At 35.8% G+C, this 13,007-nt stretch carries 11 protein-coding genes; 2 read left to right on the forward strand and 9 right to left on the reverse strand.

The genetic code is table 11. The features are described from left to right. Window position 1: 1 nt before the first annotated feature. The gene (gene dcd, locus WH223_RS08245) at window positions 2-538 is read right to left on the reverse strand and encodes a dCTP deaminase (RefSeq protein WP_340047089.1); all 537 of its coding nucleotides are present in this window, start codon (window positions 536-538) and stop codon (window positions 2-4) included. A 327-nt stretch (window positions 539-865) separates the two neighbouring features. Here dcd and WH223_RS08250 point away from each other — a divergent pair, with 327 nt between their 5' ends. Beyond that, window positions 866-1,435, forward strand: a complete 570-nt coding sequence (locus tag WH223_RS08250) for a hypothetical protein (RefSeq protein WP_340047090.1) — start codon at window positions 866-868, stop codon at window positions 1,433-1,435. Between the two features lie 149 nt (window positions 1,436-1,584). Here the strand turns inward: WH223_RS08250 and WH223_RS08255 are convergent, their stop codons facing one another. Together WH223_RS08255 and WH223_RS08260 are read right to left on the reverse strand one after the other, a co-directional pair. Beyond that, the gene (locus WH223_RS08255) at window positions 1,585-2,559 is read right to left on the reverse strand and encodes an acyltransferase family protein (RefSeq protein ID WP_340047091.1); all 975 of its coding nucleotides are present in this window, start codon (window positions 2,557-2,559) and stop codon (window positions 1,585-1,587) included. 304 nt (window positions 2,560-2,863) lie between these two features. Further along, window positions 2,864-4,984: a carboxy terminal-processing peptidase gene (locus WH223_RS08260; protein WP_340047092.1), complete on the reverse strand. Its 2,121-nt coding sequence runs from the start codon at window positions 4,982-4,984 to the stop codon at window positions 2,864-2,866. 281 nt (window positions 4,985-5,265) lie between these two features. Between WH223_RS08260 and WH223_RS08265 the strand changes: the two genes are divergently transcribed. Beyond that, window positions 5,266-6,825, forward strand: a complete 1,560-nt coding sequence (locus WH223_RS08265) for a capsule assembly Wzi family protein (protein ID WP_340047093.1) — start codon at window positions 5,266-5,268, stop codon at window positions 6,823-6,825. A 73-nt stretch (window positions 6,826-6,898) separates the two neighbouring features. Here the strand turns inward: WH223_RS08265 and WH223_RS08270 are convergent, their stop codons facing one another. The 6 genes from WH223_RS08270 to WH223_RS08295 are packed head-to-tail and all read right to left on the reverse strand — an operon-like array spanning window position 6,899 to window position 12,992. Next, the gene (locus WH223_RS08270; RefSeq protein ID WP_340047094.1) at window positions 6,899-7,927 is read right to left on the reverse strand and encodes an NAD-dependent epimerase; all 1,029 of its coding nucleotides are present in this window, start codon (window positions 7,925-7,927) and stop codon (window positions 6,899-6,901) included. Between the two features lie 34 nt (window positions 7,928-7,961). Then, window positions 7,962-9,344: a nucleotide sugar dehydrogenase gene (locus WH223_RS08275; protein WP_340047095.1), complete on the reverse strand. Its 1,383-nt coding sequence runs from the start codon at window positions 9,342-9,344 to the stop codon at window positions 7,962-7,964. Between the two features lie 29 nt (window positions 9,345-9,373). Further along, entirely contained in the window at window positions 9,374-10,123 is a 750-nt protein-coding gene (locus tag WH223_RS08280) for a WecB/TagA/CpsF family glycosyltransferase (protein ID WP_340047096.1), read from the reverse strand. 1 nt (window position 10,124) lies between these two features. Beyond that, the gene (locus WH223_RS08285) at window positions 10,125-11,216 is read right to left on the reverse strand and encodes a glycosyltransferase family 4 protein (protein WP_340047097.1); all 1,092 of its coding nucleotides are present in this window, start codon (window positions 11,214-11,216) and stop codon (window positions 10,125-10,127) included. Between the two features lie 5 nt (window positions 11,217-11,221). Then, window positions 11,222-12,283 carry a glycosyltransferase gene (locus WH223_RS08290; protein ID WP_340047098.1) on the reverse strand — a complete coding sequence of 354 codons (1,062 nt, stop codon included), beginning with the start codon at window positions 12,281-12,283 and terminating at the stop codon, window positions 11,222-11,224. After that, complete coding sequence (locus WH223_RS08295) at window positions 12,273-12,992, reverse strand: acyltransferase (protein WP_340047099.1); 720 nt, start codon at window positions 12,990-12,992, stop codon at window positions 12,273-12,275. The genes WH223_RS08290 and WH223_RS08295 overlap by 11 nt, the downstream gene beginning before the upstream one ends. Between the last annotated feature and the right edge of the window lie 15 nt (window positions 12,993-13,007).

Raw genomic sequence — 13,007 nt, forward strand, 5'->3', positions numbered from 1 at the left:
GCTAGAAGGCATTTTTCCACATCATACTTTCTACCGGACGGATAGTCTTACTATTGTACTTGGCATTTCCTTTTGTATTGTATAGCGTTTCAATATCTCCTTCTACGACAAAGTAAATAAGCTGACCAATAGGCATTCCTGCATATACACGCACAGGCTGTGCTACCGAAATCTCCAAAGTCCAAGTATTACAGAAGCCTACATCACCTTTACCAGCTGTAGCATGAATATCAATACCCAAACGACCTGTACTCGACTTTCCTTCCAAAAAAGGAACATGCGCATGAGTCTCCGTATATTCCAACGTTACCCCTAAATATAAAGTCCCTGGCTCTAAAACATAACCATCTGCAGGAATCTCAAAATGTTGAATTTCATTATGCTTCTTCGCATCAAGGATACCATCTTGATAAGTCGCTAAATACTTACCTAAATGTACGTCATAAGAATTTGTTCCTAAGCATTTACGATCGAAAGGCTCAATAACAATTGTTCCTTTGTCAATCTCCTCTAAAATCCTTTTATCTGATAATATCATGGTCTTCTATTCGCAATAATTGCCTGCTATATCGCAAAGCGGATTCAAAAATACATCATTACCAGCCAACAACCAAATTCTAATAAAAGAGTAAGACGCAACACACAATTCACGGCACTCAGCTCCTTTTATATTGAGCGTACCGCAGCCTCACCTCAAACACACCGTAGCGCAGAGAGAAATCCAGCAACCAATAACAAAAAGAAAGGCAATCACATGTTTAGCCCATCATCTAGAAGACTATTTTTAACACAAAACATACATAATTCGCAAATAAATTCTTTCAATATAAAAGAATTACATAACTTCAACTACACCAAATTAACCATGAAAAAAAACAATAAGCTTTTTCTGCTAACCCTACTTACAGCGATAGCAATACACCCATTGAAAGCCCAGCAAAATCCTTCCGAGGTAAGAAACAAGTATTTTGTAGGATACAGCTTTGGCATACCTTATGAAAAAGAAACTCGTGACCTGTCTAAGAATAGCAATACCATTCAGGTGGGCAAGAATTTTTCCTTAAATAACTTATTAGCGATTGGCCCTATAGTCTCCTACAATCATCTAACTAAAGGAAGAGAAAGTTCTATTAAAAACAACAGCCTTAACTTAGGCGTAAACGTCGCTTTATATCCAAAATATCTAGCCGACTTAATTATGGGCAACGACTATGATGCATATAATGATAAACTATTTATCACCCTAGATTTACAAAAAACACTAAACAATAGTGAATTTATATTTGTCCATAATATTAACGTCAATATCACTGAATTACGAATTTGGAACAACTTACATCTTGCTCCAAATATTGGATTTCAGTATTTTATAGGAGAAAAAGATAGTAATCGTTCTCTTGGATTTTATACTATAGGAACGAAGTTTTTGTTTTAATATCTAGTCTTAAGCTCTTAACAAATAGCTTACTCACTTGTCCATTTTTAGGTACACCATTCAAAAATTAAACCTCGCATGTATTTAATAGCACATAACATCAAGTGTATATCATAAGACAACAGCCTCATAAATCATGTTTAGAACGACTACATTTTTAATATTTTATGATATAAAATTGCAATACAGTAACTTAATAGCAAGGATAAAATAAGCAACAATAAATAAAAAAACTCTAGATGAAATAGTTGGTAAACAAAAATAAATACAAGCATATGCGTGAGATACCATTCATATGAAATTGTACTCGTGTATGTAAAAAAGTTTATGATAAACCGTATACCAAGATTATAAAGTAATAATGTAAAAGAAAGATAGCCAACTAATGCAGGTACATCATTAAATAATTTATAAACTCCACCTTTTATTCCCATTAAACCAAATATACCTAGCCCAAAAATAGCAGCGATAACTAGCGCTTTATTACCAGGGATAGGCAACTTTTGATTTTCAAAATAGATCAATGCTAAAATCATTCCCAATACAAACTCCCAAAGATATTGTAGAAAAAAGCTATTCCATGCTCTTAATTCACTTTTACCTAAAAAGGCAACTATAATTGCCCATAAAAAGCTTAAGGTTAAAGAGATTAAAAAAAAATAATTCCTGTTAATCTTTAACATCAATTTGAACAAAAAGGGAAAAACAAAGTAAAATTGAAAAATCATAGACACAAACCAAAAATGTGAACCAAAACTATTTGTAAGCTCTGAATCAAACATTTTGAACAAAAAAACATGACTTAATAAGGCTAGAATCTTATTATTTCCCTGGTACAAGAAAGGTAGGCAAAAGGAAATAAATATAACAATGATATAAGGTACATAAACCTTCAAAAATCTCTTCTTAATAAATTCAAAAAATCCCAATGGCCGCACCAATTGTGAAGCACACAATCCGAAACCAGAACAGAGTATAAAAACATGTACTCCAGTCCCGCCAAGTCCACTCGACAGCACAATAACCTTTGGTAGATAGTTAGAAAATAAAACAATTAAATGGTACAAAACGATGGTAAATATCGAAAACCCTTTGACAAAATCTAGTAATTGGAGCTTTTTCATTTTTTAAGTATAATTAGTATCAAAGAAAATTAAAAAAAAGTACTTTTACTAAAAAAATAATAACAAGAAAATTAAAAAAGAGAAAACTTTAGAGAGAAGTAGATAAAAGCATATCAGCGAAAACATATGCAGACTTTTGTTCTTTTTCTCTCCTCGAAAAAGCTCGCACTAAAAACATCTAAACATTACATTTAATAATTAAAACATAACGGAACAGTTAGCAGTCTATATGAACTGCTAACCAATACAAAAAAGTGGCGTTCCCGATAGGTAACGCCACTTTTCATTTAAAGATTGCTCTTTATTATTTTTTAAGGAGCTTGATGTAATCTCCCATTACATTTAAACTTTCATCAAGCACAAAGTCAAATTCTACTTTCGGCTGTGGCCGTCCTTCTTTCCATAACGGAAGACCACGCAGCTCTAAGCCTTTATTAACACGCGCACGATTTTTAGCACGAACAGCATCTCTTTCCTTTTGCAGCTCTTTTTGGTTTAAGCTGATTTCTTCAACATTATCTAATTTTTTAAACTCTTCGATATCCTCCAATAAATACTTGTACTCCGGAGACTTCTTCATACGTACTTGGTGAATTTCATCAAGCTTCTTCGTGACACCCGACAATTCAGCAACACGGGTAAACGTCGTCGGCTTAATCTGATCCCAAGGTAAAGCAGATGGCTCAGAGCTCTCTCCAAATTTCTCCGCGGAGTATTGCGTAGGGAAACTAATATCTGGGCTTACCCCTTTATGCTGCGTACTGCTACCTGTAACACGGTAGAATTTACCCATCGTAATATTAATCTGACCAAACTCTGGTGCGCCATTCGGCGTATCAGGATCTGTCGCCTCACCTTTAGCTTTCAACAATAATTTGTTTGTTGCCGAAATAAAACGCGACATCTCAATCGCCGATTGTACAGTACCTTTACCATAGGTTTGTGAACCTAAGATAATACCTCGTCCATAATCCTGAATAGCGCCAGCGAAGATTTCAGAAGCTGATGCCGAGAAACGATTTATCATCACGCCAAACGGACCATCCCAAGAGACACCTTCTTCCTCATCACGGTCTACCTGAACACGGTTACGTACATCACGCACCTGCACCACAGGCCCTTTATCAATGAATAAACCCGTCAACTCGATAGCTTCCTGTAAAGAACCACCACCATTTTGACGTAAATCTAAAATAACAGCATCCACTTTTTCACGTTTCAACGTATCCAAAATCAAACGTACGTCACGTGTGGTACTCTTATAGTTTGGATCACGACGACGGTATGCATCAAAGTCAATGTAGAACTTAGGCAACTTAATTAAACCTATTTTATAGGTCTTACCATCTTCTCCTTTAACGGTTTTAATCTCTTTTTGTGCTGACTCTTCCTCAACGACGATTTTCTCACGCTTCAAGGAAACAATCTTAGGCTGTGCCGTCAACTCTTGGCCTGCAGGAATAATTTTTAAACGAACAACGGTTCCTTTTTGTCCTTTAATTTTCGCGACAGCAGCATCCAAGCGCCATCCGATAATATCATCAAACTCTCCGTCACCTTGAGCAACCGCAATAATACGATCGTCAACACGTAAACTTTTATCTTTAAATGCAGGGCCACCAACGATAACTTCCTTGATAGTTACCATCTCATTTTCAATCTGTAAACGAGCTCCAATTCCTTCGAAAGTATTAGACATACTCTCATTAAAAGCCTGAGCAAACGAAGGGTTATAGTACGTTGTATGCGGATCCACCGCATTGGTCAATGCAGTCATAATCAACTGAAAAGCATCATTATTATTGATTTTCTTAGCTTGAGAAATCAAGTTTTTATAACGCTTACGTAAAATCTCTTTATGCTTTTCAACATTTGTAGAATCCTTATCGGTACTCGTCAAACGTAGATTTAACAAATCATATTTAACACGCTTGCGCCACTGCTCTTTCAACTCAGCCTCGTTTTTAAAATAAGGAAGCTTCTCACGGTAGGCGATATAATTTTCATGCGTATTGAAATCATGGTTGCCCTCTACTTGTGTTAAAGCATACTCCAAACATTGCAAATAACGATTCGAATACACGTTGAACATAAAGAAAGGTGCAGATAAATCTCCTTTACGAAAATCTTGACTAACGGTATGCTTGTAGGCTTCAAAAGATTCTACATCTGATGCCAACAAATAGTTGCGCCCTTGATCCATAGACTTCACTAAATTATCAAAAACAATGGCTGACAGCGAGTCAGACATCGGCACTTTTTTGTAACTGTAGTTCTCCAATAAATTAGCTACCTCACTCGCAATAACTTCATGCTGTGCCGATGGCTTTAAATTGAGCTTATCATCATCCAGGCTGACGCGCGGCTTCGAACCACAGGCAACAATAGAAATTAGGGCCAAGCCCACTATTAAATTCTTAAACATATAAGATAGTTTATTAAAATGCATTTTTATCTATTTGATCGATACTCCAAACCTTCGCTATTCATCGATTAGTGGGCTAAAAATAATGAAAATTGAAACATGAAACATACCTACCAAAAAATATTTAAGGTAATTTAAGGTTTTATGATGAATATGACACCCAGACGAGGAAATATTATTGTTTTTATAGCACAAAGATTACACATTAAAAGTTCATAATCTACCACAAAACAAGCCTTTTACAGCGATATTTTTCTTATATTTAATGCGTTAAACTACATATGAAAAGTCATCGCCCGAAATTACTAACTTACTGTTTATGTTTGTTTTATAGCGCAAGCTATGCCCAAACGACAGATAGCATCCCCAAGAAAGGTTTATATATAGAACTACAAGGTGGTTTTACAAGTAACAATGTTGTTCCCTTTTGGATGCGCTCTAATCAATATGGTTCTATTCCTGTAGAGGGTGGGTCTGGATCCGCTATTATACGATCCTTCCGCGACTACCGCCAAAAAGGAGAATGGCAAGGCAATAATAATAATAATAATAATAATAATAATAACAGCCTCTGGGACTTTGGTTACGCCTTTGAAGGTCGCGTAAATCTAGGTAAGGAAACACAAGCTCAGTTAATTGACGCCCATTTAAAAATGAAATTTGCCATGTTCGAAATTAAAGCCGGACGCAGCAAAGATGTAATGGGACTCAACGGCGATACACTCCTTACATCGGGTAACTTCGCCGTATCTGGAACGGCACTTGGCGTACCTAAATTTGAAATTAGCATCCCAGAGTATTATCGCTTAAAAATGTTTGGTGGACTATTTTCTTTCAAGGGGAACTTTGCTAATGGATATACAGGCATGGTGGAAATGGCAGAAGAATCTTTTCTCAAAAAACCTAAAGAAACCTCATTACCAAACTACTTACATCAAAAGTCTCTATATGGCCGCTTAGGAAAAGCGTCATGGCCTATCGAGCTTTATGCAGGGTTTAACCATCAGGCCCAATGGGGAAGTGAAAAAAAACTATACGGATCTGCCTTTAAACTTAGTTTCTTGGAAACCCTTTGGTATGTAAATTCAGGTAAAGCATATGGTGGCCCAGGGACCCCAATTCCACGCTCCAAAATAGGAAATCATCAAGGCTCTATTGATTTGGGAGCATCTTATAATTTCGGTCCGATTAATATTATGGTTTATCGGCAGAACTTTTATGATGTCGGAGCACTTTACCACCTCGCGAATATTAAAGATGGTTTAAATGGGATAACCATAACGAATAACAACTACAAGAAAAAGAATAATTTCTGGGATTGGCACAAGGTACTCGTCGAGTTCTTCTATTCAAAAGATCAAGCGGGCTACCCATGGTCGAGATCGACTAAATCAGGAGATGAGAATTACTATAATCATTATGAATTTCGAGAAGGCTGGTCTTATAAGGGTATAGTCGTGGGATCACCATTAATTATTGCAGCAAATACAGCAAGATCAGGTCAAGTATCTAACTTTAAAGAATACTTTATCAGCAATCGGGTAGCAGCTGGGCATATCGGATTTTCTGGCCATGTTGATAGATGGGAGTTTTTAAGTAAAGTAACCTTATCAAGGCATTATGGCACCTTCAGAACAAGCGAATGGGGTGGTTCTTTAGGACCAAAAAGATTCCCTCCATTAGAGATTCCATTCACGCCAGTTAATCAGTTTTCATTCCTTCTTCAAAGCGAACGGCTACTGTCGGAACGACTATATGTTGGTGGAACTATAGCCTTAGATCAAGGCAAAATGCTACCCAATACTTTTGGCATAATGGGTAAAATCCGAAAAGCTTTTTAAAACTTTTATAAGGATTGTTAAAAAAAGGCCTAGTGAAATTCACTAGACCTTTTTTTATAGCTTAAAGCCAATGTTATTTGTAAAAATTAGTATACCAACTCACAAAAGCAGCAACTCCTTCTTCAATAGAAGTAATGCTTTGATAACCTAAATTATTTAGATATTTCGTGTCTGCCCATGTCTGTGGTACATCGCCAGCTTGCATAGGAAGCATCTGTTTCTCGGCAACAATCCCTATATTTTTTTCTAAGGTTTCAATAAAATACATTAAAGAAACAGGTTCACCATTTCCAATATTGAAAACCTGATAATACGGCTTCTTACTTTTTTCAACAGGTGGATTTTTTAAAGCGACGATAATTCCGCGAACAATATCATCAATGTAAGTGAAATCACGGCGCATCTCTCCATGATTAAATACCTTAATTGGCCGTCCTTCTTTAATAGCAGAAGCAAAAAGAATGGGTGCCATATCAGGACGCCCCCAAGGGCCATAAACCGTAAAAAAACGTAATCCCGTAGTTGGCACTTGGTAAAGATGGCTATAGGTATGTGCCATAAGCTCATTTGCTTTTTTCGTAGCAGCATATAAGCTTACTGGATAATCCACTTGATCATCTTCTGAAAAGGGGACCTGTGCATTTTCACCATAAACCGAAGAGCTAGAAGCATAAAGTAAGTGCTCAACTTTATGATAACGACAGCATTCTAAAATATTAACGAAACCAACCAGGTTACTATCTACATAGGCAAATGGATTTTCCAAACTATAACGTACCCCCGCTTGCGCAGCCAAGTTAATAACTGCATCAAACTTTTCTGTTGCAAATAATGCGGGCAAAGCTTCACGATTTTCCAAATTTAAACGCAGAAATTGGAAGGATGAATCCAAAATAGAGACACAAGCTTGACCCCAACGTTCAGCTTCTTTTTGCACAATTCCTAGCTCAGCGAGACGAGCATATTTTAAATCAACAGCATAATAATCATTGATATTGTCTAAACCAATGACTTCCATTCCTTGCTGCAGTAAGACTTTACACAGGTGGAAACCAATAAAACCTGCAGCACCAGTAACCAATACTTTTTTTCGTCTTTCCATGTTTTTCATTTTATAGGTAGCTTTAAGCAATAATTTATTCGCCTATGGCATAATAAACAAACCCTAAAGATTCTAAAAAGCTACGATTTAACAATTTACGCCCATCGAATACAAAAGAAGGTTTTTTCATCACTTCTTTAATACGTTGCCAATCATAAGCCTTGAATTCATCCCATTCTGTTAGTACAGCCAAAGCATGTGCCTCATCAACCGCTTCATAAGGCTCATTAACCACCGTCACTAAACGACGGTTATCTGCTGGAGAACGTGTGCCTAAATAATCCAAATCACGATAAATTTGGTCGGAGGAAACTTTTGGATCGTATACTACAATATTAGCTTCTTCTTCTAGTAAATAATCAGCTACGTAGATAGCTGCAGATTCACGCGTATCGTTAGTATCTTTTTTGAAAGCCCAACCTAAGAAAGCAATCTTTTTACCATTAACCGTATTATACAGCGTTTTGATAATTTGCTCCGCAAAACGTGTCTTTTGATGATCGTTCAAAATAATAACTTGTTCCCAATAATCAGCAACGGCTTTTAGATTGTAAGATCGCGCAATATACACCAAGTTTAAAATATCTTTCTGAAAACAAGAACCACCAAAGCCAACCGAAGCCTTTAAAAATTTAGGACCTATACGTGAATCTAAACCAATCGCTCTAGCGACCTCATCTACATTTGCTCCGGTAGCCTCACACAATTCTGAAATTGCATTAATTGAGGAGACACGTTGGGCTAAAAATGCATTAGCTACCAGTTTGGATAATTCTGAAGACCATAAATTCGTTGTAATAATGCGTTCACGTGGAACCCATGCTTCATAAACTTGTGCTAACGCTTCAATTGCTTCAGCATCTTCTCCACCAATCAATACACGGTCTGGATTTTGTAAATCTGCCACTGCCGTACCTTCGGCCAAAAACTCAGGATTAGAGAGAATATGAAAATTCACGCCATTCCCTGTATGATCAAGAATACTTTTCAACGCTTCTGCTGTACGTACAGGCAAAGTAGATTTCTCAACTACAATTTTATCCGAAGTAGCAACAGCGGCAATTTGACGTGCACAAAGCTCTATAAATTTTAAATCTGCAGCCTGCCCCTTACCTTTACCGTAGGTTTTAGTTGGGGTATTCACAGAAATGAAAATCATATCAGCTTCCACGATAGCCCTCTCTACATCGGTAGAGAAAAAAAGATTACGACCACGTGCTTCAGTAACAATAGCGTCCAAACCGGGCTCATAAATGGGCAACTTCGAAGCGTCCTCATCATTCCAAGCATCAATACGGGCCTCATTTAAATCTACAACTGTTACGGTTATATCAGGATTCTTTTGCGCAATGACAGCCATTGTTGGACCACCAACATAGCCTGCGCCTATACAAGTAATTTTTTTAATATTTTTCATAGGACAGATAGAACTTCTCTAAAACAATTTTATATAATGGTGCTTTCAAAATGACTCTTAATCCTTCCGAATTTCATCATAAACAATACATTCCCAATAACGTAGCGATAGAACAAACGTCGTGGCTCAACACATAGACGGTAAAACCATTCTAAATGTAATTTTAAAAAAAACTTTGGTGCTCGTCTAACTTTATCCCCTATAAAATCAACAATTGCTCCTCCGTTAACAATCAGGCTATTCTCTTCAATTTTCTCTTTGATAAGAATAGACAACCCTTCTTGCTTAGGCATTCCCATACCTAAAAGCACCAATGCTGGCACACCATTTCTTAGCCGATTTAAGTAGAATGGTAAATTTTGAAATCCGTCTTGACAGTCAACCACAGTATAACCATAATCATTCTGAAGCTTTTCTTTAGTTTTTTGAATTACGTCAAAAGTAGAGCCATAGAGAGATATACTTTTGTTAGAGAATCCTTTCAACAAATAGGGAATATAATCTGTTCCATTCATATTCAGTCCATAATCAAGACCTAAATATCGATACAGTAAACGCATCCCAATACCGTCTACCAATATATAATCAGAGGCTAGTAATGATTTCCTAAAATCGGAATCCCTAACCGCCAAATTAATAGCATGGGCATTCACAAAAGAGACAACCGTAGCCTGTTTAATTTTATCAAACAGTGTCGTGATTTCCTGTAAATCATTTACTATACTAATTTTCTTAATTAGCATAGCAATTTCATCATAAATAATATTACTTTCTAACATACTAATTAGCAAACAACTTGTTAACGGCTTCTTCAAAACGGCGACAAACAATTTGTTCCGTAAAATTATTATGTATCCGCTCTACCACCTGATTAGAATAAAAGTCAAACACTTTCTCCAGCGAAATAATTCGCTCGGCATAGAGCTTTGCATCAAACGAATCGACAACAAATTTATTATCCCCTACAATAGTTCTATTAAATCCTATATCGCTAACAATTGGAATCAAACCAACGGCCATAGCTTCAGTCAACGCATTAGAATGACCTTCTCTTTTCTCTTTAGAAGGAAAAAGAAAAAAATCTGAGCATTTCAATACTTCAAGAATTTTCGACATTTCTAACCGACCTAGAAAATCTACGCTTTCGTTCAGATCCCAATGATTTAATCTTTTTATTAATTCTTGATGATACTCAGCCTCGAAAGAACCAATGAGTTTCAATGTACAATTTTGACCTTGGTCTACTAGTGACTTTAATATGTCAACGACAAAATGAATATTCTTATCAGGTACAATACGACCTAAAAACACCAACTGTAGTGTAGAACGGTCTTTATCCTTTATCCTTTTTTCCTGTAAGAAACGATCTTGTATGTAATTTGGATAATAGAATCCTTCAATCTCAAACGAATCTTTCAAAAAGGTGACATAAGTCGCCCCTTGACAAAGAATTAATGAACTATCCTTAAAGATATTTTTTAAAAAAAATTGGTAAAAAGCTCCTCCTGAAAGATAAGATTCAACCATTCCTCCATTTCGGATTTCATAAATATACCGCCTTCTTATAAGCCGACTAACTCGAGTAAGAAACCATTCATAAGGCGCAAGCTTTAAATAAAAACCAGCAATATGTAGAACAGCATCCTTAGATTTCAACAACTTAAACATCAAAACAAAAGGAATCAAAAGAAGGTTCAACAGGTATCCTAGCGAACTATTTTTCTTCACTGGTTTATGAACTTGAATAACCTTAAAACCAGAACGTTTGTAAAACTGCAAGGTCTTTATACAGCCTGCTTCAGCCCCACCAAGCTTCTCAACAGGAGCCCCTTTTCCAAATGGTGCATAAAAAACTATAATTTTCTCTTTCATAAATACTACTTGGAAGGTTTAATTTTAAATTTCACCTTTTTAAGGAATACTACAAATTGACAAAACATGTATATCTTGTGAGATTTTTTCTCCAGAAGCATCTTATAAACTTTGGCTTGATAAAATGGTAAATAATCTACTCCATACTGCAGACTAATATCTTTCCATATGGTATCGTTACAGATTTCTTCAATAAAAGATAACTTTTCCTCTTTCGTATGATTAGATTTAATAATATCTAGAATATGACTTCTCACATAGCCAATAAAAAAGCGAGAAGCACGATGATTTTTTTCATCAATTTCTTTATTTTTTTCTTTTAGCAAAAAATAAAGTTTCTTATACCGTTCATACTTATGTTGTGAAAAAGTTTTAGTTAAGGAACTTCCATTCAACAGATAAAAATAAAAGACATCAGGAATAAATGTGACTTTTGAAGCTTTTTTCATAAAGTCTACCTGAAATGGGATATCTTCTGAGCCGTATTCACGTTCTGATACAAAACGTAATTGATGTTGCTCAATTACTTCTCTTTTATAAATAGAATGCCATACAGACATCGCATATTTTCTTTCAGAAGATTCATGGGGTTTACATGCTATGAAATCAAGCATCACTTTCTGAACGGCCTCATGTCCTTCATGAAAAACAGGCTCGACACATTCAGAAATATGAAAATGCTTTCCTCCAATTAATTCCCGACTAAATCCACAAAAAACGACATCAGAGTTATTCTTTCTGCTAAACTCATGCAGCGTTTTATACATATTTAAGTCCACATAATCGTCCGAATCTACAAATGCTATATACTCGCCTTTAGCCAATGAAATACCTGAGTTACGAGCTAAACCTAGCCCCGCATTTTCCTTATGAATTACCTTGATCCGAGAATCCTTTTTTTTGTAACCTTCGCAAAGGTCATAACAATTATCAGGGGATCCATCGTTTACCAAAATAATTTCGATTTCTTTTAATGTTTGTCCTACAAGGCTAGATAAGCATCTGTCTAAATATTTCTCGACATTATATATTGGTACAATGATGCTAACAAGAACTTTACTTTCCATTATTTCGCTTTTTTTTAACATAATTCATAAATTCATCAAACCCTAAAAATTCTGCTTGATGATGCTCAAGCCATAATTCTCTTTTTGTAGAGTTAAAAACCCTATGGAAAGGAATCGCTGAATATTCATGGATATTACGCTTGTCTACAAAACAAACATAATCATCAAAAAAATCTTCAATCGTAGGCTCTCGATTAAGTTGATCCATAATACTAATTGCATACTCAACAACTTCCTCTAAATAATAGGATTTTCTTTTTTGATAGAAATCTTCGACGCTACTAACAACTTTTGCTGGAACTCCAACAGCGACAGACCCAGGAGGAATACTTTTTGTTACCACAGAACCATAACCTATAATACAGTTATCGCCAATAGTTACACCTTTTAGCAACGTACAATTCTGTCCAAACCAGACATTATCTCCGATGATTACCTTTCTATGTGAAGGCACAAAATCATGATAAAGATTCACAAAAACTCGAGAGGCAAAATCATGTGAAATAATGGACAAATTCTTATGAAGTAAAACATTATCACCAATCTCAATTAAGGATGGCCTAGTAAAATCAATATCGAGTGTCTTTGGATACTTAGCAATTGTTCCTTGACCAATTTTACAACCTTTACTTCGGTAGTAGTTTAGAAGGCTATCGCTACTTCTTCTAATCCACAAGTTTTTTAAAAAATTATATATTTTAGACACCATATTTGATTATTTCAA

Source organism: Sphingobacterium sp. MYb382 (genome assembly GCF_037572665.1).
In the GTDB taxonomy this organism is placed as follows: domain Bacteria; phylum Bacteroidota; class Bacteroidia; order Sphingobacteriales; family Sphingobacteriaceae; genus Sphingobacterium.